This is a genomic window from Stenotrophomonas sp. PD6 (assembly GCF_049199305.1).
In the GTDB taxonomy this organism is placed as follows: domain Bacteria; phylum Pseudomonadota; class Gammaproteobacteria; order Xanthomonadales; family Xanthomonadaceae; genus Stenotrophomonas.
Genome location: NZ_JBLZQD010000002.1, coordinates 259,640 through 284,711, shown reverse-complemented (window position 1 = coordinate 284,711; position 25,072 = coordinate 259,640). Strand labels below are relative to the sequence as shown.

The 25,072-nt window shown below is 67.8% G+C and carries 17 protein-coding genes and 1 pseudogene; 6 read left to right on the top strand and 12 right to left on the bottom strand.

What is annotated here, in order from left to right; translation table 11 throughout:
* Nucleotides 1-29 precede the first annotated feature (29 nt).
* The 5 genes from ACOZHM_RS04080 to ACOZHM_RS04060 all read right to left on the bottom strand — a co-directional run bounded on the left by ACOZHM_RS04080 (nucleotide 30) and on the right by ACOZHM_RS04060 (nucleotide 3,501).
* Nucleotides 30-335: a helix-hairpin-helix domain-containing protein gene (locus ACOZHM_RS04080; protein WP_421567679.1), complete on the bottom strand. Its 306-nt coding sequence runs from the start codon at nucleotides 333-335 to the stop codon at nucleotides 30-32.
* A 34-nt stretch (nucleotides 336-369) separates the two neighbouring features.
* Complete coding sequence (locus ACOZHM_RS04075; RefSeq protein ID WP_421567678.1) at nucleotides 370-1,293, bottom strand: ParB/RepB/Spo0J family partition protein; 924 nt, start codon at nucleotides 1,291-1,293, stop codon at nucleotides 370-372.
* Nucleotides 1,293-2,090 (bottom strand): ParA family protein, encoded by a 798-nt coding sequence (locus ACOZHM_RS04070; protein ID WP_313347682.1) that lies wholly within the window; start codon nucleotides 2,088-2,090, stop codon nucleotides 1,293-1,295. The genes ACOZHM_RS04075 and ACOZHM_RS04070 overlap by 1 nt, the downstream gene beginning before the upstream one ends.
* 121 nt (nucleotides 2,091-2,211) lie before the next feature.
* Nucleotides 2,212-2,850 (bottom strand): 16S rRNA (guanine(527)-N(7))-methyltransferase RsmG, encoded by a 639-nt coding sequence (gene rsmG / locus ACOZHM_RS04065; protein ID WP_421567677.1) that lies wholly within the window; start codon nucleotides 2,848-2,850, stop codon nucleotides 2,212-2,214.
* 51 nt (nucleotides 2,851-2,901) lie between these two features.
* On the bottom strand, nucleotides 2,902-3,501 hold the full coding sequence (locus tag ACOZHM_RS04060) for a 4'-phosphopantetheinyl transferase family protein (RefSeq protein WP_421567676.1): 600 nt from the start codon (nucleotides 3,499-3,501) through the stop codon (nucleotides 2,902-2,904).
* A 93-nt stretch (nucleotides 3,502-3,594) separates the two neighbouring features.
* Here ACOZHM_RS04060 and ACOZHM_RS04055 point away from each other — a divergent pair, with 93 nt between their 5' ends.
* Nucleotides 3,595-3,846 (top strand): GlsB/YeaQ/YmgE family stress response membrane protein, encoded by a 252-nt coding sequence (locus tag ACOZHM_RS04055; RefSeq protein WP_421567675.1) that lies wholly within the window; start codon nucleotides 3,595-3,597, stop codon nucleotides 3,844-3,846.
* A 76-nt stretch (nucleotides 3,847-3,922) separates the two neighbouring features.
* On the opposite strand, the gene xth is transcribed toward ACOZHM_RS04055, so the two are convergent.
* Nucleotides 3,923-4,690 carry an exodeoxyribonuclease III gene (xth, locus tag ACOZHM_RS04050; RefSeq protein ID WP_421567674.1) on the bottom strand — a complete coding sequence of 256 codons (768 nt, stop codon included), beginning with the start codon at nucleotides 4,688-4,690 and terminating at the stop codon, nucleotides 3,923-3,925.
* 375 nt (nucleotides 4,691-5,065) lie between these two features.
* Between xth and ACOZHM_RS04045 the strand changes: the two genes are divergently transcribed.
* Both ACOZHM_RS04045 and ACOZHM_RS04040 read left to right on the top strand, forming a co-directional pair.
* Nucleotides 5,066-9,838 (top strand): ESPR-type extended signal peptide-containing protein, encoded by a 4,773-nt coding sequence (locus ACOZHM_RS04045; RefSeq protein ID WP_421567673.1) that lies wholly within the window; start codon nucleotides 5,066-5,068, stop codon nucleotides 9,836-9,838.
* A gap of 80 nt (nucleotides 9,839-9,918) precedes the next feature.
* Nucleotides 9,919-10,038 (top strand): annotated as a pseudogene (locus ACOZHM_RS04040) (DUF4172 domain-containing protein); the annotation flags it as partial.
* A 78-nt stretch (nucleotides 10,039-10,116) separates the two neighbouring features.
* Here ACOZHM_RS04040 and ACOZHM_RS04035 read toward each other — a convergent pair.
* The 3 genes from ACOZHM_RS04035 to ACOZHM_RS04025 all read right to left on the bottom strand — a co-directional run bounded on the left by ACOZHM_RS04035 (nucleotide 10,117) and on the right by ACOZHM_RS04025 (nucleotide 14,868).
* Nucleotides 10,117-11,532 (bottom strand): coniferyl aldehyde dehydrogenase, encoded by a 1,416-nt coding sequence (locus tag ACOZHM_RS04035; RefSeq protein WP_421567672.1) that lies wholly within the window; start codon nucleotides 11,530-11,532, stop codon nucleotides 10,117-10,119.
* A gap of 156 nt (nucleotides 11,533-11,688) precedes the next feature.
* Nucleotides 11,689-13,344, bottom strand: coding sequence for an MFS transporter (locus ACOZHM_RS04030; RefSeq protein WP_421567671.1), 1,656 nt, complete (start codon nucleotides 13,342-13,344; stop codon nucleotides 11,689-11,691).
* A 96-nt stretch (nucleotides 13,345-13,440) separates the two neighbouring features.
* Nucleotides 13,441-14,868 carry a DcaP family trimeric outer membrane transporter gene (locus ACOZHM_RS04025; RefSeq protein ID WP_421567670.1) on the bottom strand — a complete coding sequence of 476 codons (1,428 nt, stop codon included), beginning with the start codon at nucleotides 14,866-14,868 and terminating at the stop codon, nucleotides 13,441-13,443.
* Nucleotides 14,869-15,161: 293 nt separating this feature from the next.
* Between ACOZHM_RS04025 and acs the strand changes: the two genes are divergently transcribed.
* The 3 genes from acs to mntP all read left to right on the top strand — a co-directional run bounded on the left by acs (nucleotide 15,162) and on the right by mntP (nucleotide 18,726).
* Nucleotides 15,162-17,105, top strand: a complete 1,944-nt coding sequence (gene acs / locus ACOZHM_RS04020; RefSeq protein WP_421567669.1) for an acetate--CoA ligase — start codon at nucleotides 15,162-15,164, stop codon at nucleotides 17,103-17,105.
* An 18-nt stretch (nucleotides 17,106-17,123) separates the two neighbouring features.
* Nucleotides 17,124-17,789 (top strand): response regulator transcription factor, encoded by a 666-nt coding sequence (locus ACOZHM_RS04015; protein ID WP_421567668.1) that lies wholly within the window; start codon nucleotides 17,124-17,126, stop codon nucleotides 17,787-17,789.
* Nucleotides 17,790-18,150: 361 nt separating this feature from the next.
* A complete protein-coding gene (gene mntP / locus ACOZHM_RS04010; protein ID WP_421567667.1) occupies nucleotides 18,151-18,726 on the top strand; it encodes a manganese efflux pump MntP in 576 nt (191 codons plus the stop codon).
* A gap of 7 nt (nucleotides 18,727-18,733) precedes the next feature.
* Here mntP and ACOZHM_RS04005 read toward each other — a convergent pair whose 3' ends face one another.
* From ACOZHM_RS04005 to ACOZHM_RS03995, 3 genes are all read right to left on the bottom strand, one after another.
* The gene (locus ACOZHM_RS04005; RefSeq protein ID WP_421567666.1) at nucleotides 18,734-19,963 is read right to left on the bottom strand and encodes a hypothetical protein; all 1,230 of its coding nucleotides are present in this window, start codon (nucleotides 19,961-19,963) and stop codon (nucleotides 18,734-18,736) included.
* A gap of 136 nt (nucleotides 19,964-20,099) precedes the next feature.
* Complete coding sequence (locus tag ACOZHM_RS04000; protein ID WP_421567665.1) at nucleotides 20,100-23,546, bottom strand: NahK/ErcS family hybrid sensor histidine kinase/response regulator; 3,447 nt, start codon at nucleotides 23,544-23,546, stop codon at nucleotides 20,100-20,102.
* 63 nt (nucleotides 23,547-23,609) lie between these two features.
* Nucleotides 23,610-24,965, bottom strand: a complete 1,356-nt coding sequence (locus ACOZHM_RS03995) for a sensor histidine kinase (RefSeq protein WP_421567664.1) — start codon at nucleotides 24,963-24,965, stop codon at nucleotides 23,610-23,612.
* Between the last annotated feature and the right edge of the window lie 107 nt (nucleotides 24,966-25,072).

The window sequence follows — 25,072 nt, the reverse complement described above, 5'->3', positions numbered from 1 at the left end:
CATCCGAAACGTTTCGATGCGCCATTGTGCTACAGGCTGAGCGGCGCGTCCTTGGCCAGCGTGGCCTTGCGTTCCTTGCTGAAATCCCACCACGGCCGCGGGGCTTCGCCCTGCATGAAACGCACGATCGACAGGAACACGTCGATGACGCACGGGTCGTGCAGCACCCCGGTGCGCATGCACAGCTGCGCGTACATGTCGTAGGCATCGCGACCGCGCACATGCGCGGGCACGCGGATGCCGATCAGACGCAGATCTTTCTCACAGGCCGGCCCGACATTCGGCAGGTCGGTCAGACGCAACAGATGGTTGCGGTCGACCTTGGTGGGGTTCATCAGGTGAGTGGATTCCTCTTGCGCAGTGGGGGACTCAGCCCTTCTGTACGCGGAGTCGTTCGAGCACGCCGTCCAGCGTGTCCAGGTCGGTGTAATGGATGATGAGCTTGCCCTTGCCGCCGCGACCGTGGTTGATCGCCACGCGGGCGCCCAGCGATTCGGACAGTTCGGTTTCGAGCGAGGCGATATCGGCCTGGGGCGCGCTGGCGCTGGGCTTCTTGCGCAGCGAACCGGGCACCTTGCCGGCGGCGAACTGCTGCGCGCGGTGTTCCACTTCGCGGACCGACCAGCCCTGGTCTGCCGCTTCCTGCGCCAGCTTGCTGGCCAGTTCCGGGGCCAGGGTCAGCAGCGCGCGGGCGTGGCCCATTTCCAGGCGACGCGTTTCCAGCAGCAGGCGGATCGCCACCGGCAGTTCCAGCAGGCGCAGCAGGTTGGACACGGCCGCACGCGAGCGGCCAACGGCCTGCGCGGCCTCGGCATGGGTCAGGGCGAATTCGCTGATCAGGCGCTGCAGCGCCTCGGCTTCTTCCAGCGGGTTGAGGTCTTCGCGCTGGATGTTCTCGATCAGCGCCATCGCGATGACGGTGCGGTCTTCCAGCTCGCGCACCACCACCGGCACTTCGTCCAGGCCGGCCAGCTGCGAGGCGCGCCAGCGGCGTTCGCCGGCCACGATCTCGAAGCTGTCGGTGCCCAGCTGGCGGACCAGGATGGGCTGGATCACGCCCTGCGCCTTGATCGACTCGGCCAGCTCGGCGAGCTTGGTCTCGTCCATGTCGCGGCGCGGCTGGTACTTGCCCGGCTGCAGGTGCTGGACCGGCAGCTTGCGCAGTACTTCACCCGGCAGCGGCTCGACCACCGCGGCGGCCTGCACCTGTGTCACCGCTCCCTTCGGCCCCAGCAGGGCATCGAGGCCACGGCCAAGGCCGCGTTTCTTGCCGGGGGCGGGCTTGGTGCTCATCAGGCGGTCTCCATGGCCTTGTCGGCCGTCTTGCGTTGGTGGTGGCGGCGGATGATCTCGCCGGCCAGGCCGAGGTAGGCGACGCCGCCGCGCGAGGCGCGGTCGTAACCCACGATGCTCTGCCCATGGCTGGGCGCTTCGGCCAGGCGCACGTTGCGCGGCACGATGGTGCGGAACACGCGGTCGCCGAAGTGGTCGGTCAGTTCGGCCGACACGGCATTGGCGAGGTTGTTGCGCACGTCGAACATGGTGCGCAGCACGCCCTCGATCTCCAGGCTGGGATTGAGGTTGGCGCGCAGCGCGTCGATGGTTTCCACCAGCGCGCTCAGGCCTTCCAGCGCGTAGTACTCGCACTGCATGGGCACGATCACCGAATCGGCGGCGGCCAACGCGTTCAGGGTCAGCAGCGACAGCGCCGGCGGGCAGTCGATCAGGATGAAGTCGTATTCATCGCGGATCGGGGCCAGCGCGCGCTTGAGCCGCTGCTCGCGCTCGCCCTGGTCCATCAGCTGGATCTCGGCGGCGGTCAGGTCGATGTTGCCCGGCAGCAGGTCGAAGCCTTCCGGGGTGGTCACCCGCACCTCGACCGCGGTGCTCTCGCCGAGCAGCAGGTCGCAGGTGGAGGCGGCAACTTCGCGCTTGTCCACACCGCTGCCCATGGTCGCATTGCCCTGGGAATCGAGGTCGACGAGCAGCACGCGCTTGGGCGCAGCCGCCAGGGCAGCGGCCAGATTGACGGCCGTCGTGGTCTTGCCGACGCCACCTTTCTGGTTGGCGATGGCGATGATGCGAGCCATGCGGGTGAGCCTCATCGGCAGGGAGTGGGACTGGGCATTATGCGTATATGAGGCGTGTCATGCACTGTGAGATGCGCGGCGACGGATTGCCGCAGCCCTCCCCAGGCACGTTGAAGGGCGCTCAGGGCCCCGCCACCACGACCAGGTGACGCTCGCCGGTGAGGCCCGGAACGTGCAGCGGCAGGACCTGTTCGACCCGCCAGCCGGCCGGCAGCTGGGCAATCTCGTCATGCGGGTAGACGCCCTTCATGGCCAGCAGGCGACCGCCCGGCCGCAACAGATGGCCGCCGACGGCGATGATGCCGGCCAGCGTATCCATGGCGCGCGCCGTCAGGTGGTCGTAGGCGCCCGGCTCGGCCAGGGCCTCGGCCCGCGACTCGGCCACCCGGGCATTGCCCAGCCCCAGCTGGCGCACGGCTTCGCGCATGAAGCGGGCCTTCTTGCCATTGCTCTCGACCAGCGTCACCTGCAACTCCGGGCGGGCGATGGCCAGTGGAATGCCGGGCAATCCCGGGCCGGTGCCCAGGTCGGCCAGGCTGCCGCGCTCCAGGTGCGGCTGCATCGCCAGCGAATCCAGCAGGTGGCGGGTCACCATCTCCCGCGGATCGCGGATGGCGGTGAGGTTGTAGGTCCGGTTCCAGCGGTCCAGCAGGGTCAGGTAGGTCAGCAGGGGCGGCGCCAGGGCGGCGTCCAGCCCCATGGCCGCCAGGCCCTGCTCAAGCGATTCGGCCACGCCGGCCGGAAGTTTGTGTTCGGTCATGCGCCCATTATCGCAGGGTGGCGCCGCCACGACTGCGCGGATTCGGTGCGCTTACAGGGAGTGCCAGGCCAGCGCGGCGCGGAAATCGGCCGCCGCCTGCCATTCGTGCAGGTGCCAGCGTGGGGCCGGGCCGAGTTCGGGGTCGCACCAGGCCAGGTGCAGGGCGCCCTCGGGGTCCGGCGCCAGCTGCAGGCGATGCAGGCCGAAGGAGATGCCCTGCCCCTGCGCCTTGAGGATGGCTTCCTTGGCGCACCAGACGCGGAAGAACCAGTGATTGCGGGCAGTCTCGTCCAGCCCCAGCAGCCAGGTCACTTCGTCCGGGTGGAAGAAACGCTCGATGATTTCGATCATGCGTGGCCGCGGCCGCAACGGCTCCAGGTCCACGCCCAGCCGGACGCCTTCGCCCAGTCCCACCAGCAGCAGGCCGTGGCTGTGGCTCCAGCCCGTGCCGACATGGGCCAGCGGCCCATGCAGTTCGGGGCGGCCGCGCGGGTCGCGCTGCAGCGGCAGGGTGTCGGGGTGGCCGCCCAGCTGTTGTGCCAGCAGCACCCGTGCCTGCGGCTCGCCACGGGTGCCGTGGACGTGCGGCAACCGCCACACGGTGACCGGGCCGAACCGCCACGGACCGTCGGGCGTCGCCGACAGGCTCATGCGAACACCCTGACAAGACGACTGCACGACGACTTCACGGGGGCTGCCGTCAACTGGCCCGGTCGTATCCGCACACCACAGGGAATCACTACCATGGGCATCATCATCTGGTTGATCGTCGGCGGCATCGTGGGCTGGCTCGCCAGCATCATCATGCGGCGTGACGCGCAGCAGGGCATCATTCTGAACATCGTGGTCGGCATCATCGGCGCACTGCTGGCCGGCTGGCTGTTCGGCGGTGGCATCAACGAAGCGATCACCATCCGCACGTTCCTGTTCTCGTTGATCGGCGCGGTGATCCTGCTGGCCATCGTGAATCTCTTCACCCGCAAAAGCATCCGCTGATTCCACAAGGTGGGTACCCACGATTGGTGGGTACTCTTCTCCGACAAGGCCCGGCATCCGCCGGGCCTTGTTGGTTTCAGCCCAGCTGCACCCATGCCGGGGCGTGATCGCTGGGGCGGTCCCAGGTACGCGGCTCGCGGTCGATGCCCGACGCCAGCGCGCGCGCCTTGAGCGCGTCGGACACCAGGGTCAGGTCGATGCGCAGACCCAGGTTGCGGCGGAAACCGGCCGCGCGATAGTCCCACCAGCTGAAGATGCCCTCTTCCTCGCTGTGCAGGCGGAATGCGTCGTGCAGGCCCAGCTGCAGCAGCTTGTTCAGCGCGCCGCGCTCGGCGGTCGAGGTCAGGATGTGGTTTTCATTCCAGACCAGCGGGTCGTGAACGTCGCGCGCGTCCGGGGCGATGTTGAAGTCGCCCATCACCACCAGCTCGGGGTACTTCGCCAGTTCCGACGCCACCCATTCGTGCACGGCGTCGAGCCAGCGCAGCTTGTAGGCGTATTTGTCGGTGCCCACATCCTGGCCGTTGACCACATACAGGTTGATGATGCGCACGCCGTTGACGGTGCCGGCGATGACCCGCTTCTGCTCGTCCTCGAACCCGGGAATGCCGATCTGCACGTCCTGGGCGGGCTCACGCGACAGCAGCGCCACGCCGTTGTAGGTCTTCTGCCCGGCGAACACGCTGCGGTAGCCCAGCCCCGCCAGTACCGCGTCGGGGAACTTGTGGTCCTCCATCTTCGTTTCCTGGATGCCGACCACGTCCGGCGCGAACGCCGTGAGCCACTGTTCCAGGTGCGGCAGGCGAACGTTGAGGGAGTTGACGTTCCAGGAAGCGATTTTCATTGGTTATATGGACTATTGATGTAGTTGGATTTTTCGTATTTCAGGCATACCCGCACCGGCGCGCGGGATGCCGCACGGCAACCTTAACAAGGATGGTGCGCGAATCAAATGTCGGTCTGGCCGATATCCACGGCCGCTGCAGCGCTGGGCGCCGCCCGCCCCGTGCGTCGCGCAACGGAAGGGTCCGGTTATCCACCACGGGCGAGGAAAACGCTTTCAGGACGTTTCGCCCGTCAGCGCGACAGGTAGGTGGCGCTTGGGTGAATCCGTTGTTTTCGGCTAATTCAGAAGCGTCTGATGTCGCCCTGCAGTGGGACTACAGAGAATGCGCGCCGACCAATACCCCCATCGCTGGACCGCCAGCAGAGCGCGCACATGAACAAGATATTCAGTAAGGTTTGGAACCGGAAACTCGGCCAGCTGGTGGTGGCGTCCGAGCACGCGCGGTCGGGCGGAGCCAAGGTGGGCGGCGGCGGCGCGAAGGCAGTGGCGCTGTTGGCAGTGCTGGGCGGCAGCCTGCTGCTGTTGAGCACCGCGGGGGCCGCACCGATCACCGCGCCCATCCAGGCGCAGAGCGGCACGAAGACTGCAGATGCCATCGCGACCACGACCGATACGACGGCCGCTGGCGCGGGTTCCAGCGCAACCTACGCCGGTGCAACCGCGTATGGTGCCGGCAGCACCGCCAGCGGCGGCGCCAACACGGTGATCGGTTTCAACGCCACCGCAGCGGGCAATGTCTGGGCCATCGGCAACCTCGGCAACCGCCGTACCGATGGCTTGGGGATGAACATCACCTCGAGCACGGCCCTCGCTGCCAGTGTTGCTGTGGGTGCGGGTGCCAACACGGGCGCCCAGACCGGCACCGCACTGGGCAGCTACGCGACCACGGGTGGCGTGGGAGCGATCGCCGTTGGCGCCCACAGCAACGCAGCCGGCCGCAACGCCATCGCGCAGGGTTCGGCGGCGTATGCCTCGGGCTTGCAGTCGACCGCCATCGGCTCGTTCTCTGCGGCAACCGTAGACCGTGCGATCGCGATCGGTACCACGTCCACCGCATCCGGCGTGGACGCCAACGCCATCGGTACCTCGGCGACGGCCAGCGGCGACCGCGCGATCGCGCTGGGTTCGGCCCGAACCGCGACGCTCAATACCGATACGCAACAGAACACCACCGACAACACCCAGGCCACCGGTACGGACGCCATCGCCATCGGCACCAGCACGCAGGCGGTGAGCAGCAACGCCATCGCCATGGGCACGAGCAGCTATTCCGACGGCAACGCGTCCATCGCCATCGGCAGCGGGTCGCTGGTCAGGGCAACGGGCGCTTCCGGCTACGGCATCGCCATCGGCAAGGACGCGAGCACCTCGGGCAGCATTGTGGTCGGTAACGGCGCCACGGCCTCCATCAACGGCCTGAAGGTCTCGTCGACCATGGCGGCGGCCGACGCGGTCAATTACGCCGTAGTGGTAGGCGAAGGCGCCATCGCCAAGTCGAACCAGGCACTGGCACTGGGCTACAAGGCGACGGTCGACGGCGTTGGCGGCATGGCACTCGGCACCTCAAGCGCGGCCACGAGCACCGGCGCAGTGGCGTTGGGTCAGTCCAGCATTGCCAACGGCATTGATGCAACGGCTTCGGGCGCGCGCTCCACGGCAATGAACACCGGCGCGACCGCGTACGGCGCCGAAAGCCTCGCTTGGGGCAACAACAGCGTCGCAATCGGCTTCCAGAGCCGGGTGGGTACGGACGTAGCGGGCCTGGCGACGTGGAACATCGCGGGCCGCGGCAATCGCCGCACCGATGGCCTGGGTGTGGACATCGTGGACGGTGTTACGCAGAACGCATCGAATGTGGCGCTGGGTGCCAATTCCAGCGTCACCGGTGCCGGTGGCACGGCGCTGGGCGGCTATGCCAGCGCATCGGCCATCGGCGGTGCGGCGCTGGGCGTGCACAGCACCGCGGCCGCTCGCAATGCCCTTGCTGCGGGCACCGCAGCCTATGCCGGCGGCACGCAGTCGCTGGCGATCGGCTCGTTCTCGGCGGCTACCGTGGAGCGCGCCAATGCAATCGGTGCTGCCTCCACCGCGAACGGCACCGATGCCAACGCCATCGGTACCTCGGCCACGGCCAGCGGCACCCGCGCGATCGCGCTGGGTTCGGCCCGGACCGCGACGCTCAATCTCGACGCCCTGCAGAACACCACCGACAACACCCAGGCCACGGGTACGGATTCGATCGCGATCGGCACCGACAGCCGTGCCACGGCGACCAATGCGGTTTCTGTTGGCGCCAGCAGCTGGGCCTCGGCAGACAATTCGGTGGCGCTGGGTGCCGGCTCCACCACCACCGCCGATCTGACGGCCGCGGGCTACAACCCGGGGTCGAGCGTCCTGGCTGGCACGGCTTCGGCGGCGAATGGCGAAGTGTCTGTCGGCGCGGCGGGCGCGGAACGGCGCTTGACCAATGTTGCGGCGGGTTCGGCGGCGACGGACGCGGTGAATGTGAGCCAGTTGCAGTCCGAAGCCGTGAAGTCCGCGAACATCGGCACCAGCACGGCGGCGGCACTGGGCGGTGGCGCGAGCTACGGCGCGGACGGCACGCTCGGCGCACCGAGCTATTCGGTCGGCGGAACGACGTACAACAACGTCGGTTCGGCGATCACCGGCCTTGATGGCCGCGTCACGACCAACGCCACCAACATCACCACCAACACCGGCGACATCAACAACCTGAAGACCGGCAAGGCCGGCCTGGTGCAGCAGTCTGCGGCAGGTGCGAGCCTGACGGTCGGCAAGGATACCGATGGCGCCGCCGTAAGCGTGGCGGGCACGGCGGGTAGCCGCACGGTGACCGGCGTGACCGCAGGTTCGCTGTCCGCGCTCAGCACCGACGCGGTGAATGGTTCGCAGCTGTTCGCGACCAATGCCCGCCTGGGTACGGCTGAAAACAGTATCAGCACCTTGCAGACGACCGTGGCAGGGAACACCACCAGCATCAATACCCTGCAGACGACCGTGGAAGGCCATACCACCAGCATCACCAACCTGACGCAGAGCCTTGCTGATGGCGAAGTGGGCCTGGTGAAGCAGGACGCGACCAGCAAGCGGATCACGGTGGCCTCCGACAAGGACGGCACGGTGGTGGACTTCACCGGCAACGAAGGCGCACGTGTGCTGGAAGGCGTGGCGGCCGGCGCGGTCAACGCGTCCAGCCTGCAGGCAGTCAACGGTGCCCAGCTGCATGGCGTGAGCCAGTCGGTGGCGACCAGCCTGGGCGGCGGTTCGGTGGTGAACACCGAGGGCACGCTCACCGCACCGGTCTACACCCTGACCGGTGCCGATGGCAACGCCACGACGGCAACCGGCGTCGGCAATGCGATCAGCCAGCTGGATACCCGCGTGGCGGGCAACACCACCAACCTCAACACGCTGCAGACCACCGTGGAAGGCAATACCACGACGATCAACAGCCACACCACGGCCATCACCAATCTCGACAGCCGTGTCACCACCGTGGAAACGAATATCACCAACGGCCTCAACAACGGCGAAGTCGGCCTGGTGCGGCAGGACGCGACCAGCAAGCGGATCACGGTGGCCTCCGACAAGGACGGCACGGTGGTGGACTTCACCGGCAACGAAGGCGCGCGCACCCTGACCGGCGTGAAGGCAGGCGGCGCAGATGCAGACGCGGTGAATGTCGCGCAGCTCAAGGGCGTCGTGGCCGGCCTGGGCGGCGATGCCTCGGTCAATACCGATGGCAGCATCACCGGCCCGAGCTATCGGGTGGACAAGGATGCCGACGGTACCGGCGGCACCACCGTGCACAACGTAGGGGACGCCATCACCAACATCGATGCGCGCACCACCACCAACACCACGGCCATCACCAACCTCAGCGAGAGCCTGGCTAATGGCGAGATCGGGCTGGTGCAGCAAGATGAAGACAGCCGCGTGATTACCGTTGCCAAGGGCAAGGACGGCGCGACGGTGAACTTCAACGGCACCGCCGGTGCGCGGGTGCTGGAAGGCGTGGCGGCCGGCGCGGTCAACGCGTCCAGCCGGCAGGCGATCAACGGTTCGCAGCTGTATGCCGTGAGCCAGTCCATCGCAAACAATCTGGGCGGTGGTTCGGCGGTAAACGCCAATGGCACGATCACGGCGCCCAGCTATTCCGTGGGCGGTACGACGGTGAACACTGTCGGCGATGCCATCGGCAACCTGGATGGCCGCACCAGCCAGAACAGCAGCGACATCGCCAGCCTGAAGAACGGCATGGATGGCATGGGCGGGAATCTGGCCGACATCACCAACCAGATCACCAACGTCAGCAACGATGTCGGCGGCCTGGACAACCGTGTCACCCACCTGGAGAACGCCATCACCAGTGGTGGCTTCAGCGACAGCGGCCTGGTCAGCGCCAATGTCGACGATGGCGCCAGGAAGGTGGCCTCAACGGCGGGTAGCGATGCGCTCGCGGTGGGCAATGCCTCGGAGGCTGCGGGCAACAACAGCACCGCGCTGGGCAACAGCAGCAAGGCGACGGGCAAGAACTCGGTGGCCTTGGGGAATGGCTCGGTGGCTGATCGTGACAACGCGGTGTCGGTGGGCTCGCAGGGCAGCGAACGCCAGGTAGCCAACGTTGCCGCCGGTACGCAGGACACCGACGCGGTGAACATGGCGCAGCTGAAGCAATCGGTGCGTTATGACCAGAATGCCGATGGCAGCACCAACTACAACCAGGTCACGCTGGGCCAGGGCACGCCGGTGACCATGAGCAATGTGGCCAGCGGCCGCGTCGCCGCCGGCAGCACCGATGCGATCAACGGCAGCCAGATGTACGACTGGACGCTGAACCGCGACAACAAGTTCAGCAACGCCAGCCTGTCGAACCGGATTGACGGCTTGGAGCGCGACATGCAGGCCGGTGTCGCCACCGCCCTGGCCGCTCGCCAAGCACCGTATGTGCCGGGCAAGACCACCTACGCGGTGGGCGCAGCCGGCTACAAGTCGCAGGGCGCAGTGGGCATCAGCACCCGCTACACCGCCGGAACCGGCCGCTGGAGCCTGGAAGGCGGCTTCTCCAAGAGTGGCGACGGCACGGGCGTGTACATGGGCGTGAGCGGCGTACTGGGCGACTGACCGGTCGGGTTGGAGCGAGGGGCGCTGGCGTATGAGCCGATTAGCGTGTTTATTCGGCTCACCATCGCCCGAGGCAGCCCATGACCGCGCCCCGCTGGATCTGGCAACAACCCGATTGGCCGCACGTCCACTGGCAGAACGACGCCCTCGCCCAGCCGCTGCGGGACTGTCAGCTGGCGTACGGACAGCTGCTGGGCATGGCTGGTGCACTGCACCGCATCGACTGCGTGCTGGCCAAGGCACGTTTCTGGCAGCTGCATCGCGACCGGGTCAATGCCTCATCGGACCATCGCCTTCAACAGCCCGGCGATTTTCGAGTACGGCGGCTTGAGCAGGTCGCTGGCCGCCCATCGCGACTGCCACAGGATCGGCAGCTGCTTGCTCATGGCGTCGAAGCCGGCGCGGCCGTGGTACGCGCCCATGCCGCTGGGGCCGACGCCGCCGAACGGCAGGCCGTTGATGGCGAAGTGCAGCAGGGTGTCGTTGACGGTGACGCCCCCGGCCACGACGGTGCCGAGGACGCGTTCCACCACGTCGCGCTGCTGGCTGAAGACGTACAGCGCCAGCGGGCGGTCGCGCCCCTGCACCGCCTCCAGCGCCTCCTCCAGGTCGGGGTAGGCGCATACCGGCAGGATCGGGCCGAAGATTTCTTCCTGCATCAGGTCCAGATCTGCCGGGGGGTCGAGCACGATGGTGGGCACGATCAGCCGCTCGCGGCGCGCGCGCTCGGGATCGATGCTGGCCAGTTCGATCACCGGCACGCCGCGTTCGCGCGCCTGCGCCAGGTAGCCGATCAGGCGCTGGTACTGGCCCTCGTGGATGATGCGGGTGTAATCGTCGGCGTTGCTGAAATCGCCGTAGCGTTCGCGCACCTGGGTCTGCAGCTGTTGCACCAGCTCGCGCTGGCGGCGCCCGTCGACGAGCACGTAGTCGGGCGCGATGCAGGTCTGCCCGGCGTTGAACCACTTGCCGGTGGCCAGCCGCGCGGCGGCCTTGTCCAGCGGGTAGTCGCTGCAGACGATGGCCGGCGACTTGCCGCCCAGTTCCAGCGTGAGCGGGGTCAGGTGCTGCGCGGCGGCGGCCATCACCTTGCGGCCGGTCGCGGTGGAGCCGGTGAACACCAGGTGGTCCAGCGGCGAGCCGGACAGCGCGCTGGCCAGTTCGCCATCGCCCTGCACCACCGCCACCCGGTCGGCCGGGAACACCTCGCCCAGCAGGTCGTGCAGGAACGCGCTGGTGCGCGGGGTGTGTTCGGACGGCTTGAGGATGACGTGGTTGCCGGCCGCAATGGCGGTTGCCAGTGGGATCAGCGCCAGGTTGACCGGGTAGTTCCAGGGCGAGATCACCCCCACCACGCCGAGCGGCACCGGCCGGGTCTGCGCCCGTGCCGGCCAGAACCGCCAGCCGACCGACACCCGGCGCGGGCGCATCCAGCCGCGCAACTGGCCCAGCAGGTGGTCGATCTCGTTGAGCACGGTCATGCCGTCGGCGATCAGCGACTCATAGGTAGCGCGGTGGCCGAAATCGGTGGCGATGGCCTCGGCCATCTGCGGCAGGCGCGGCTTGAGCGCGGCGCGCAGGCGCTGCAGGTCGCTGCGGCGCTGCTCCAGCGACGGCCGGTTGGCCTGCCAGGCGCTGCGCAGCGTGTGCAGGATCGCGGGAAGTGCGGCGGGGTCGGTGTGGGGAAGGGTCATGTCGGGAATATACCAACGGCGGCGTCCGGCACCGCGAAGACACGCATGGCGTGCCCCTACGCGTCGATGTAGCGACACGCCATGCGTGTCTTCGCGGACCCAAACGAAAAGGGCCGTGGCAATGCCACGGCCCTTCTTGTTCACGCCATCACCGCGTTACTTGGTGATGTCCACACCCTTGGTTTCATGCAGGAACAGGCCGCCGACCACGACCGTCATCAGCGCGATGATGATCGGGTACCACAAGCCGTAGTACAGGTTGCCGGTGCCGGCCACCAGTGCGAACGAGATCGCCGGCAGGAAGCCACCGAACCAGCCGTTGCCGATGTGGTACGGCAGCGACATCGAGGTGTAGCGGATGCGGGTCGGGAACAGCTCGACCAGGTAGGCGGCGATCGGCCCGTACACCATGGTCACGTACAGTACGAGGATCCACAGCATCGCAATGGTGCCGATGATGTTGATGCGCGCGTTGTCGGCCTTGGCCGGGTACCCGGCGCCGGTCAGTGCGGTCTTCAGCTCGGCACCGAACGCGTCCGCCTTGGCCTTGCCTTCTTCCTTGGTCAGACCCGCGGCCTCGTACGAGGCGACGTTGGCCGAACCCACGTTGACAACCGCCAGCGAACCGGCCGGTGCCGGCTTGACGTCATACGGCACGCCCGCCTTGGTCAGCGCGGCGGTGGCCACGTCGCAGGAGCTGGTGAACTTGCGCAGGCCCACCGGATCGAACTGGAACGAGCAGGTGTTCGGATCGGCATTGACCAGGGCCGGCGAGCTGCTGCGGGCCTCTTCGATGGCCGGGTTGGCGAAGTGGGTCAGGCCCTTGAACACCGGGATGTAGGTCACTGCCGCCAGCAGGCAGCCCGCCAGGATGATCTTCTTGCGACCGATCCGGTCGGAGAGCCAGCCGAAGAAGATGAAGAACGGCGTACCCAGGGCCAGTGCGCCGGCGATGAGCAGGTAGGAGGTGGTGGCATCGACCTTGAGCATGCTGCTCAGGAAGAACAGCGCGTAGAACTGGCCGCCGTACCACACCACCGCCTGGCCGGCCGCGGCGCCGAGCAGGACCAGCAGCATCAGCTTGAGGTTGCCGTCCTTGAGGCTGTCACGGAACGGGGTCTTGGAGCCCTTGCCTTCGGCCTTCATCTGCTGGAACAGCGGCGACTCGCTCAGCTGCAGGCGGATCCACACCGAGATGCCGAGCAGGACGATGGACACCAGGAACGGAATGCGCCAGCCCCATGCCTCGAACGCCTCGTTGCCCAGGAAGTAGCGGCAAGCGAGGATGATCAGCAGCGACATGAACAGGCCCAGCGTGGCCGTGCACTGGATGAAGCTGGTGTACAGGCCGCGCTTGTCGGCCGGTGCATGTTCGGCAACGTACGTCGCCGCGCCACCGTACTCGCCGCCCATGGCCAGGCCCTGGGCGAGGCGCAGCACGATCAGGATCACCGGAGCGGCAAAACCAATGGATGCGTAGTTGGGCAGCACGCCGACCAGGAAGGTCGAGATGCCCATGATCAGGATCGTGACCAGGAAGGTGTACTTGCGGCCGATACGGTCGCCGAGGCTGCCGAAGAAGGCCGCGCCGAACGGACGCACGAAGAAGCCGGCCGCGAACGCCAGCAGGGCGAAGATCATGCCCGTGGTTTCATTGACCCCGCTGAAGAACTGCTTGGCGATGATGGCCGCGAGCGAGCCGTACAGGAAGAAGTCGTACCACTCGAAGACGGTGCCCAGGCTGGACGCGAAGATGACCTTCTTGTGCCCCTGGGTGAGTTCTGCTTTTGCAGGTACAGGTGTTGTTGACATGGGACGCTTCCCCTCCGAAGCAATCATTGGTAGCGCCGACTGTGTGCCGGCGTTCGTGTTGTCGTCCGGTAGCGCCGACCGTTGGTCGGCACTCATTTAAAAACTATATTTGGTGGTGAACTGCACGCGGTTGATGTCGCCCTTGCGCCCGTCCTCGATCTCGCGCACGCCGTACATGTACTCCGCGCCGATATCGACCTTGGGCATCGGCGTGTAGAAGATGTTGCCGCGGATGCTCTGCACGCTCTTGGTGACCAGCGGCCCGAGCACGCTGTCGTTGTCGTAGTCGCTGCGCGCGTAGATCAGGTTGGTGCGCAGCTTCGGGCTGAAGGCGTGGCGCCAGCCGACATAGCCGGCCAGCACGCCGGTCGGGTTGAGTTCGTCGCGGGCCACGTCGTAGGCCGTGTCCGCGGTGACACCCAGGCCCACGTAGCGTGCGATGCCTTCACCGCCGCTGATCTGGTAGTGCAGCTGGTCGCTGCTGCCCATCACCCACTTGCCGCCGAGGGTGAGGCCGCCGCCGATCTTGTCTGCATCGGCACCGGTGGTCTGGTTGTCCACCTTGAGCTGGCGGACGATACCGCCGACACCGAAGGTGCCCCAGTCGCCCTTCCAGCCGTAACGCAGGGTCAGGTCCGGCAGGGAACCGCGGTCGCTGTTGCTGGCCACGTTGGTCCACGCACCGGTAATCGGGTTGCGGGTGCCGGTGAGCACGGTGGTTTCCGGGTTTTCCAGCGCGACGCTGAAGCCGCCCTGGGTGTAGCGGACCTGGGCCTGGCGGACGAACAGCACGCCGTCGGTGGGACCGACGAAGTCGACCGCTTCCGGCAGCGACGCGGCGTCCATGAAGTTCGACCAGGTCTGGCCGGCCATCCAGTTGTTCCAGTACATGTACGCGTGGCGCAGGGTCACGCCATAGGTATTGGTGGCGGTCTGGTTGCCCAGCGAGTTGCCGAAGAAGTCCATCTCGAAGAACGCACCGGACTTGTTGCCCTTGTCCGACACGTTGTCGATGCCCAGGTTGAAGCGCGAGAACTTGGCGTGGGCGTTGAAGTCCACATCCGAACGCTCGCCGCTGCCGCCGGCACCGGCAACCGGGGTCTGGCCCGGCAGGTACAGCGCGCGGCCGGTGGCGTCGTCGGCCAGCTGGCCATCGCCGGTCTGGGTGAGCAGGAAGTCGGCCTTGATGAAGCCACCGATCTTGACCGTGGTGCCCGGCGCGGCGCCCGGGGTGATGGTGGTGACCTGGATCGGCTGCTTGCCGGCCGGCACGGTGGCGAGGGCAGGCTGTTGCGCCTGCACCGTCTTCACCGCGGTCACATCGGTCTGCGCCTGGCTGATCTGGCTCTGTTGCTGTTGCGTGGTGGACAGCAGCAGCTGGACCTGGCGCTCCAGTTCGGCGACGCGGGCTTCCAGCTGCTTCTCTTTGGCGGTGTCTGCAAACGCCATGCCTGGCGCCACCAGCGCGACCAACAGGCAGGTCGCCAACGGCTTGCGCATGGTCTTCAACATACGGGTACTCATGTTGCCCTCTCTCCCGGGTGGCAAAGTGATCGCCGCGTGTGGGGTCACGGTCGAGCCGAGCGTGCGGCAGGCTGACGCACCCCGCTATTGGCCATTGGTCGAACCCGCGGTCACGGCTGACGGTCACGACCAACGGTCGTGACCTACCGGGGAGGGAACGCGCGGCACCCCGGTACGACCATGGTCTAACCATCCCGATACCGCGCGACCCGGTGGATGCGGCAAACTGAGGGGGATGAATCGCGGGTTATGCTGCGATCGCACAACCCAGTCCTAGTGCAAGTGAGGGTGCCATGGCCGATCTTTACCCCGTCAAGGCGGACGTTGCCGCCAAGGCGCGCATTGACAAGAACACTTACCAGCAGCTCTACCGCGAATCGGTGGACAACCCCGACGCGTTCTGGGGCAAGGCCGCCGAGCGGCTGGACTGGTACAAGAAGCCGTCCACGATCCGCAACGTCAGCTACCAGCTCGACGATTTCCGCATCAAGTGGTTCGAGGATGGCGAACTCAACGCCAGCGTGAACTGCCTGGACCGCCAGCTGGAAAAGCGCGGCGACAAGGTCGCCCTGCTGTTCGAACCGGACAGCCCGGATGCACCCGCGCAGGGCGTCACCTACCGCGAGCTGTATGAGCGCACCTGCCGGCTCGGCAACGCGCTGCGCAACCTGGGCGTCAAGAAGGGCGACCGGGTCACCATCTACCTGCCGATGATCGTCGATGCCGCCGTGGCCATGCTGGCCTGCGCGCGCATCGGTGCCATCCACTCGGTGGTGTTCGGTGGCTTCGCGCCGAACTCGATTGCCGACCGCGTGATCGACTGCGGCAGCAAGCTGATCATCACCGCCGACGAAGGCCTGCGCGGTGGCCGCAGGATTCCGCTGAAGGCCAATGTGGACGCCGCGCTGAAGCTGCCCGGCACCACCACGGTGGAAACCGTGCTGGTTGTGCGCCACACCGGCGGCGCGGTGGACATGCAGGCCCCGCGCGACCGCTGGTTCCACGACGTGGTGGACCCGCAGCCGGCGCAGTGCGAGCCGGAGCGGATGAACGCCGAGGATCCGCTGTTCATCCTCTACACCTCCGGTTCCACCGGCAAGCCGAAGGGCGTGCTGCATACCACCGGCGGTTACCTGCTGTACGCGGCCTACACCCATGAAGCGGTGTTCGACCTGCGCGAGGACGACATCTACTGGTGCACCGCCGACGTCGGCTGGGTTACCGGCCACAGCTACATCGTGTACGGGCCACTGGCCAACGGCGCCACCTCGCTGATGTTCGAAGGCGTGCCGAACTTCCCGAACACCTCGCGGTTCTGGGAAGTGATCGACAAGCACCAGGTAAGCATCTTCTACACCGCACCGACCGCGATCCGCGCGCTGATGCGTGAGGGCGAAGCGCCGGTCAAGCGCACCTCGCGTGCGTCGTTGCGCCTGCTCGGCAGCGTTGGCGAGCCGATCAATCCGGAAGCCTGGCGCTGGTACTACGACGTGGTCGGCGATGGCCGCTGCCCCATCGTGGACACCTGGTGGCAGACCGAGACCGGCGGCATCCTGATTTCGCCGCTGCCCGGTGCCACCGATCTCAAGCCGGGTTCGGCCACCCTGCCCTTCTTCGGCGTGCAGCCGGCGCTGGTCAATGCCGACGGCGAGATCAAGGACGGCGCCACCGAGGGCAACCTGATCATCCGCGATTCGTGGCCGGGCCAGATGCGCACCGTCTACGGCGATCACCAGCGTTTCATCGACACCTACTTCCGCACCTACCCGGGCAGCTACTTCACCGGTGACGGTTGCCGACGCGACGAGGATGGCTATTACTGGATCACCGGCCGCGTCGACGACGTGATCAACGTGTCCGGCCACCGCATCGGTACGGCGGAAGTGGAAAGCGCGCTGGTCTCGCACCCGAAGGTGGCCGAAGCGGCCGTCGTCGGCTTCCCGCACGACATCAAGGGCCAGGGCATCTACGCCTATGTGACCCTGGTGGCCGACGAGACGCCGAGCGACGAACTGCAGAAGGAACTGGTGGCGTGGGTGCGCAAGGAAATCGGCCCCATCGCCTCGCCGGACCACCTGCAGTGGGCGCCGGGACTGCCGAAGACGCGCTCGGGCAAAATCATGCGCCGCATCCTGCGCAAGATCGCCGAGAACGCGCCCGACCAGCTGGGCGACACCTCGACCCTGGCCGATCCGTCGGTGGTGGCGTCGCTGGTGGAAGAGCGCAAGGTCAAGTAATTGGTCCCCACCTCCCCCATGCCTACCCTGCTGATTGCCGATGACCATCCCCTGTTCCGCGAAGCATTGCGCGGCGCGGTACAGCGCGTGATGCCGGGCGTGCTGCTGTTCGAGGCCGACAGCGTGGAAGCGCTGTACCAGCTGGCCGACCAGCATGCCGACGCCGACCTGGTCCTGATGGACCTCAACATGCCGGGCGCACAGGGCTTCAACGCGCTGGTGCACATGCGTGCCCTGCACCCGCAGCTGCCGGTGGTGGTGGTGTCCGCGCGCGAGGAACCCACCGTGATGCGGCGTGCGCTGGACCACGGCGCGTTTGGATTCATTCCCAAGTCGGCCGACTCGGACACCATCGGCCATGCGCTGGCGACGATCCTGGACGGCGAGACCTGGGCCCCGCCGGAGGCGCACAACGTGCCGCCCACCGGCCGCGAGGAGCGCGAGGTGGGTCAACGCCTGCGCGAGCTCACCCCGCAGCAGTTCCGCGTGCTGCAGATGCTCGGTGCCGGTCGGCTCAACAAGCAGATCGCGTATGACCTCAACGTGTCCGAGGCGACGATCAAGGCGCACGTCACCGCGATCCTGCGCAAGCTGGGCGTGACCAACCGCACCCAGGCGGTGCTGATGGCGGGCAAGCTGACGCTGGACGACGAGCCGTTGGTGTTGCCGCCGGAAGAAGACTAGCTGCCGGGCAGAGCCCGGCACTACAGCGTAGAGCGGGGCTCTGCCCCGCTGCATTGAAACGCTGCCGGGCAGAGCCCGGCTCTACCCGCCTCGGCTTATAGCCGAAGCTATACATCCCAGCATCCCCTGCGCAATTCGCTGATTTCGGCGGTAAAGCGCATTGCCGGTGCTAAGCTTCGCGTCCCCTTGGGGAGTAGCCTGTTTCCTGCTGAAGGGAAACGCCCGTATCAACATACTCGGCCAGTGCGCCGTGGTGCGGGCAGCCATGATGGTTGGCGAGACCAGCGGTCCGCGCGCGCAACGACAGGTTGGGCGCGAGCGCGGCCCGTTGTCCGACATCGCCCAACCTGCCGTGCCTTCCATGTCTCCTGTTTCGATGCTCCTCATCGGCTTTGCCATGTCCACCGATGCCTTCGCTGCGGCGATCGGCAAAGGCGCCGCCATGCGCAAACCGCGTTTCGTTGATGCCCTGCGTGCCGGCCTGATCTTCGGCGTCATCGAGGCGATCACACCGGTCATCGGCTGGTTGATGGGCCGCGCCGCCTCCTCCTACGTGGAGGCCTTCGACCACTGGATCGCGTTCGGCCTGCTCGGCGCGCTCGGCGTGCACATGATCATCAATGGCGTGCGCCCCGACGAAGAAGGCGACGCGGAAGACGCCGACAAGCACCACGGCTTCTGGCGGCTGGCCGTGACCGGCTTTGCCACCAGCATCGACGCCATGGCGGTCGGCATCGGCCTGGCCTTCCTCGACGTGAATATCGGCGTGATGGCGCTGGTGATCGGCCTGTGCACGCTGGCCATGGTCACCGCCGGCATCATGCTGGGCCGGGTGATCGGTGGCATGGTCGGCAAGCGCGCGGAGATCGTGGGTGGCGTCATCCTGATCATCATCGGTGCCACCATCCTGTTCGAGCACCTGCACGGCGCGTCGTAAGCGCCGCTCAGGGCTCCCACCAGCGCGTCCTGCTGCCGCCGCGGCGGGGCTCGTGGTAGTCCACGATACCGACCAGCTCATGTCCGTTGGGCGTGCGCCGGTGCAGTAGACGCCACAGGTTGCGGCCGTTCAGACCCTCGAGCTGGATGTCGCTCGCGCTGTAATGCACGCCATGCAGCGTCACCGGCTTGCCGCACACGCGGCCGGCCTGCAGGTCCTCGGTGATCGCGGCGAGCTTGGTCAGCGTGCGGCCTGACACGGGCAGCTGGCCGATCTGGTCGGTGAGGATCTGCCCCCACACGATGTCGCGCGGTGCAGGGGACACGGCACCGGGCCCGGCAGCGGCCCGAGGGGCCGCCAGGATCGTGTCGCGCGGGCGCGGAAGCCGCCGGCGCGGACGTGGCGCCACTGCCGCAATGCCTTCCTCCGGCGCATGCGACGACGCGGCGGTACGCGACGACGCGGCGGGAATGTACTCCACGTCATCGCGCTCCATCTCGAACGAGGTGGCCCCGCGTACATGCTCGTTCACCAGATCCGCACGGATGAACGGACAGCGCAGGTTGCGCAGCACGGCACTGGGCGACGCGCCCTTGCGGCTCAGCGCAGCGCGGATGGGTTCCTGGTCCTGCGCATGTGCGGCCACCAGGTAACACTCCTGCGTGCTGCCACGACTGACCACCAGGATGCCGCGGTCGCTACAGTGCAGCAGGAAGAAGTGGCGCAGCACCTGTTCCATCAGCGGCGCGACCTTGAGCCCCTGCTCGTCGCAGTGCTGCTGGAAGCGAACGCACATGGCACGAACATCGCGATCCACCCGCTCGGACAGACGCTTCACGGCCGCGACGTCATGCAGGCAGGCATCTGCCCGCTTCAGCAGATCGTGCACCGCCGGGTAGTCCTTCAGCGCGTGGACGCGCGCCTGATGCATCTGCACGGCATCCTCGGAATACGACACGCTGCGCAGCGCGCACAACCAGCCGGTGCCCAGCAGCGCACCCACCCCGGTGCCCGGCAGCAGGTTGCCGATGCCTTGGAACACCAGCGCCAGCGCGCCGCCCACGCCTGCCCCCACCCCGGCGGCGACCGGCACAGCCAGCGCGGAATGCGGCGCTACATTCAACACCGAACGCAACCAGGGCGCGGCGCGGCGGGCAGCCGACGCAGCAGGTAGCGCCGACTCGATCAGGGGCGGCGCCGCCGGAGCCGCAGAAGCCAGAACGGGAATGTTGGGCATGACCGATGCAGTGCATGGCGCGTTGCGCGTGGCGGCCAGCATAGGCCGCCGTGGCGCTTCGTTTCAGATGCGCATCCGGCGCGGCCGCGCGCAGGCGCATGGACAAGGCCCCGCACCTGCGTGCCCCTTGTCGGCTTCAGCCCGGCAGGCTGGAATATGCCGCCAGGAACGCGCGCAGCGAGGCCGGCTTGATCGGCTTGGTCAGCAACCGGTAGCCGCGCTCGCGTGCCATGCGCTTGAGCTCGTCGCGTCCATCGGCGGTCAGCAGCGCGCCGGGAATCTCACGGCCTGCGCGCTCGCGCAGCGCCACCAGCGTGTCCAGTCCGTCCATGCGGTCATGCAGGTGGTAGTCCACCAGCATCACGTCCGGCTGCGCATCCACCGCTTCCAGCGCCTGGTCCACAGTGCTGGCCGTGATGACCTCCACCTGCCAGCGGCCGAGCAGCGCGCGCATGCCGTCGAGAATCTCCTGGTCGTTGTCCACGCACAGCACGCGCATGCCGGCCAGCGAATCGGAGCGGTTGGCCCACTCGGGGGCCGCATTGCTGGCGGTCGCCGCCGGCAGCGTGGGCACCGCCGCGCGCGGCAGCAGGATGGAGAACATGCTGCCACTGCCCACCCGGCTGCGTGCATTGAGCCGGTGGTCGAGCAGGCGCGAGATGCGCTGGCAGATCGACAGGCCCAGGCCGAGGCCCTGTTCGCCCCAGTCGAATGGTTGCTGGTAGCGATGGAACTCGTCGAAGATCTGCTGCATGTGGTGCTCGGGAATGCCCGGCCCGGTGTCCCACACCTGCAGCTCGATCTCGTCGCGGCGGTGGCGCACCGCCAGCACGATGCGGCCCTGGCGGGTATAGCGCAGCGCGTTGGCCAGGAAGTTCTGCAGCACCCGGCGAAGCAGGCGGCGGTCGCTGCGTACCCATGCCGGGCGGGCGAACAGGTCCAGGCGCAGGCCGCGGCCGGCCGCTACGGGCGAGTACTGCGCGGCAAGCTCGCGCATCAGCAGGCTCACGTCGAAGTCGCCGATCACCGGGTGCAGGCCACCGGCGTCCAGCCGCGACACGTCCAGCAGGCCATCGAGCAGCTCTTCGGCCGCGCGCAGCGAGGCATCCACGCGCTCGGCCAGGTGGCGCTGCTCGTCGTTGTCGTGGTGGCTGTCGCGCAGCGCCGAGGCGAACAGCCGCGCCGCGTTCAAGGGCTGCAGCACGTCATGGCTGATGGCGGCAAGGAAGCGGGTCTTGGACTGCTGCGCTGCCTCGGCGGCGTGCGAGCGTTCGGCCACGCGTTGTTCCAGCGTCTCGTTGGCCTCCAGCAACGCGGTCTCGGCATGCTTGTAGTCGGTGATGTCGTTGTAGCTGGTGACATAGCCACCGCCCGGCAGCGCCTGCCCGCGCATCTCGATCACCCGGCCGTCGCTGCGGGTGCGCTCGAAGATGTGCGGTGAGCCGGCACGCATGTAACCGATGCGGCGATTGATCTGCAGGTCGATGTCGCCCTCGCCCAGTTCGCCGCGCTCGGCGTTGTAGCGGATCAGGTCCGCCACCGGCCGGCCGACATACAGCATGCCGTCGGGGTAGCCGAACATCTGCTGGTAGCGGCGGTTCCAGGCGGTCAGGCGCATCTCCGGATCGACCACGCTGACCCCGGCGCTGATGTTCTCCAGCGTGGTGGACAGGATCTCGCGATTGAAGCGCAGCTCCTGCCCCGCTTCGTCCAGCACCGCGACCACTTCGCCCAGGTCCATGCCCGAGCCCCGCAGCAGGCTGGTCAGCAGCAGGCGCGCGGACGCCGCACCGATCGACGCGGCCAGCAGGCGTTCGGTGAACTGCACCCAGGCACGGTCGGCGGCGGCCGATGCCTGCAGTTCGTGCCCCATCGACTGCGCCTGTTCGAAAAACGAACGGCGCGCGTGGCGGTCGCCCACCACCCGCGACGCCAGCGCCAGCAGGTCACCGACATGCACATGGCCGGGCCATGCACCGGCCACGGAGGGGCGCTCTGCGTATGGGTCCAGGAACGGGGCGGCGCGCAGGCGTTCGTCCACGCCGGGCCGCCAGCGTACCGACACCAGCAGCATGGCGGCGGCATTGATCAGCAGCGACCAGAATGTGCCGTGGGTGAGCGGGTCCCAGCCGCTCATGCCGAACAGGCGCTGCGGCTGCAGCCACTCGATCCCGAAGGGACCTTCGGTCAACCATGCGGCATCCATCCAGCCGGCGTGGGTCAACGCCGGCAGCAGCAGCGTGTAAATCCAGGTGCCGAAGCCGAGCAGGATGCCCGCTTCAACACCCTTGCGGCTGGCCCCGCGCCAGTACAGGCCGCCGATCAGGCCCGGCGCGAACTGCGCCACGGCCGCGAAGGCCATCAACCCGTAGGAGGCCAGCGTGCTGTCGTTGCTGCTGCCGCGGTAATAGGTGTAAGCGGCCAGCGCCAGCAGCAGGATCGCCATGCGGCGGATCCACAACACCCGCGAGGCGACGTCGGCGGCCTCCTGGTGGTCGCCACTGCGGCGCAGCAGCACCGGCATCACCAGGTCGTTGCTGACCATGGTGGCCAGCGCGATGGAGGACACGATGACCATGCCGGTGGCCGCCGAGAAGCCGCCGACGTAGGCCACCAGCGCCAGCAACGTGCGCCCTTCGGCCAAGGGCAGCGCCAGCACCATGCTGTCATCGGCGATGCTGCCGCCGGTGCCGAACAGGGTCACGCCGGCGGTGGCGATGGGAATCACCATCGCCGAGATCACGATCAGGTAGCCGCCGAACATCCAGCGCGCGCGGCGCACATCGCGCACGTCGCCGCATTCGACCACCGCCACATGGAACTGGCGCGGCAGGCACACGATCGCCAGGAAACTGAGCAGCGTCTGCGAGATGAACCCCACCGGCGGCAGGCCGGTGAACAGCGTGCGCGCGCTGCGCACCACGGTCTCGCCACGGTCGGACAGCCACAGGTAGGCGAACAGGCCGAGTGCCACCATCGCGATCAGCTTGATCATCGACTCCAGCGCGATGGCCAGCATCATGCCGTGGTGGTGTTCGGTGGCATCCACCTGGCGGGTACCGAACAGCGTGGCGAACAGCGCCATCAGCAGCGCGACGTACAGCGCCGGGTCGCTGAAGTAGCCGGTGGGGCCGACGTTGCCGGTCAGCACCTGCAGGCTCATCGCCACCGCTTTGTACTGCAGCGCCAGGTAGGGAATGATGCCGATCAGCGCGATCACCGCCACCAGCGCGGCCAGGCGGCGCGAGCGGCCGAAGCGCGAGGAGATGAAGTCGGCGATGGAGACCACGTTCTGGCTGCGTGCGATCAGCGCCAGCCGCTCGATGATGCGCCAGCCGAACAGCAACAGCAGCAGCGGACCGAGGTAGATGGGCAGGTAGCCGATGCCATTGCGCACCGCCGTGCCGACCGCGCCGTAGAACGTCCACGACGAGCAGTACACGGCCAGCGCGAGGCTGTAGACCACCGGGCGCAGCCACGGGCGGTCCGGGTACATCGGCCGGCGGTCGCCCCACCAGGCCACGCCGAACAGCAGCGCGGCATAGGCCACCGACACCAGCAGCAGGATCCAGCTAGGAACCACGGGCAGTTTTCCCCAAGATCAGCCCGCAGTGTAGCCGCTCGGCCCGCACCCGCCCGGCCGCGCTCAGGCCGGCGCCCGCGCCATCGGGCGCGACGGCAGGTGGATATGCAGGCGGGTGCCATCGCCGGGGCGGCTGTGCACCTGCACCGTTCCGCCGGCGGCGGCGACCAGGCTGGCCGTCACCGCCAGCCCCAGACCCGTGCCCTGCCCGACCGGCTTGGTGGTGAAGAACGGCTCCAGGCAGCGCGCGCGCACCGCCTCGCTCATGCCGTGGCCGGTGTCCTCCACCTGCAGGACCACCTCGCCATCGCGCACCGGCTGTTCCAGCCGGAGAGTGAAGCGCCCGCCGCCGGGCATGGCCTGGTTGGCGTTCACGGCCAGGCTGAGCAGGATCGATTCCAGCTGTGCCGGGTCGAAATGGATCAGGCACTGCACCCCGCCGGTATCCACCTCGAACTGCACCCCGTCGTCGAAGACCTGCTGCAGCATCGGCGCCATGCCGGCGACGGTGGCAGCCGCGTCGAGCAGCTGCGGCCGGCCGGGTTCCAGGCGGCTGAAATCGAGCAGGCGGCGGCTGACCGCGCTGGCCCGCCGCGTTGCCGAGTCCGCGCCCTGCAGTGCGTGCTGCAGTTCGTCGGCCTCGCTGCGGCGGGCCTTGGCCACGTAGCCCTGGATCAGCGCCAGCAGGTGGTTGAAGTCGTGCGCGATGCCACTGGCAAGCCGGCCCACGTTCTCCATCTTCATGGCGTGCACCAGCTGGTCGCGCGAGCGCTCGCGTTCCTGCATCTCCACCTGCAGCTCGTCGCGCTTGCGGGCCAGCTCCTGGCTGCGCTGCTGCGCCACCGACAGGCTTTCGCGCAGGCCGGTCACGCTGTGGTGGAGCAGCCAGGCGGTCATCACCGCGCCCGCCGCGGAAATCGCCAGATCGGTCGTGGCATGCAGCACGCGGTCGGCGCGGAACAGCGCCCCGGACGCATCGCCCCAGGCCCCCAGCGCCATCAGCCCGCACACCCACGCCGTGCTCCAGCGCAGCGGGCGGCGGCCGAGCAGCGCCGCGACCAGCAGCACCGGCACCAGCTGCATCATCTGCACCCGCAGTTGCGCGGCCAACCCCCAGTAGCCATAGGCCAGGAGCAGCAGCAGCAGCTCACCCACCAGGAACACCACGGCGGCATGCACGGTACGGCCGGCGCGGTGTTCGATCAGGCACAGCACGCACAGCAGCAGGTGCGAGACCGCCATGCCGGGCACCATCATGTCCAGCCCCATGCCCGCGCGCAGCGCGAACCACAGGGCGAACAGGGGGTGGTAGAGCGCCACCAGCAGCAACAGGCCACGCAGCATGGCATCGGTCCGCCTGCCCAGGCCCTGCGGGCAATCGGCGGTGGCGTCGGGTGCGGGGGGCAGCGGGGCGGGCATGCGGGGCGGGATCCGGCGGGTGAGGCCGGCGCTCGGCGGCAACACGGGTATATTAGCAGCGCGTGTCCCGGGCACCGCCGCCGTGGCTCTCCGGCGCCGGACCGGCC

Excerpts from the sequence above, each read along its gene's own strand:
- ACOZHM_RS04080 (WP_421567679.1), bottom strand. The coding sequence starts at position 335 with ATGAACCCCACCAAGGTCGACCGCAACCATCTGTTGCGTCTGACCGAC.
- ACOZHM_RS04075 (WP_421567678.1), bottom strand. The coding sequence starts at position 1,293 with ATGAGCACCAAGCCCGCCCCCGGCAAGAAACGCGGCCTTGGCCGTGGC.
- ACOZHM_RS04070 (WP_313347682.1), bottom strand. The coding sequence starts at position 2,090 with ATGGCTCGCATCATCGCCATCGCCAACCAGAAAGGTGGCGTCGGCAAG.
- rsmG (WP_421567677.1), bottom strand. The coding sequence starts at position 2,850 with ATGACCGAACACAAACTTCCGGCCGGCGTGGCCGAATCGCTTGAGCAG.
- ACOZHM_RS04060 (WP_421567676.1), bottom strand. The coding sequence starts at position 3,501 with ATGAGCCTGTCGGCGACGCCCGACGGTCCGTGGCGGTTCGGCCCGGTC.
- ACOZHM_RS04055 (WP_421567675.1), top strand. The coding sequence starts at position 3,595 with ATGGGCATCATCATCTGGTTGATCGTCGGCGGCATCGTGGGCTGGCTC.
- xth (WP_421567674.1), bottom strand. The coding sequence starts at position 4,690 with ATGAAAATCGCTTCCTGGAACGTCAACTCCCTCAACGTTCGCCTGCCG.
- ACOZHM_RS04045 (WP_421567673.1), top strand. The coding sequence starts at position 5,066 with ATGAACAAGATATTCAGTAAGGTTTGGAACCGGAAACTCGGCCAGCTG.
- ACOZHM_RS04035 (WP_421567672.1), bottom strand. The coding sequence starts at position 11,532 with ATGACCCTTCCCCACACCGACCCCGCCGCACTTCCCGCGATCCTGCAC.
- ACOZHM_RS04030 (WP_421567671.1), bottom strand. The coding sequence starts at position 13,344 with ATGTCAACAACACCTGTACCTGCAAAAGCAGAACTCACCCAGGGGCAC.
- ACOZHM_RS04025 (WP_421567670.1), bottom strand. The coding sequence starts at position 14,868 with ATGAGTACCCGTATGTTGAAGACCATGCGCAAGCCGTTGGCGACCTGC.
- acs (WP_421567669.1), top strand. The coding sequence starts at position 15,162 with ATGGCCGATCTTTACCCCGTCAAGGCGGACGTTGCCGCCAAGGCGCGC.
- ACOZHM_RS04015 (WP_421567668.1), top strand. The coding sequence starts at position 17,124 with ATGCCTACCCTGCTGATTGCCGATGACCATCCCCTGTTCCGCGAAGCA.
- mntP (WP_421567667.1), top strand. The coding sequence starts at position 18,151 with ATGTCTCCTGTTTCGATGCTCCTCATCGGCTTTGCCATGTCCACCGAT.
- ACOZHM_RS04005 (WP_421567666.1), bottom strand. The coding sequence starts at position 19,963 with ATGCCCAACATTCCCGTTCTGGCTTCTGCGGCTCCGGCGGCGCCGCCC.
- ACOZHM_RS03995 (WP_421567664.1), bottom strand. The coding sequence starts at position 24,965 with ATGCCCGCCCCGCTGCCCCCCGCACCCGACGCCACCGCCGATTGCCCG.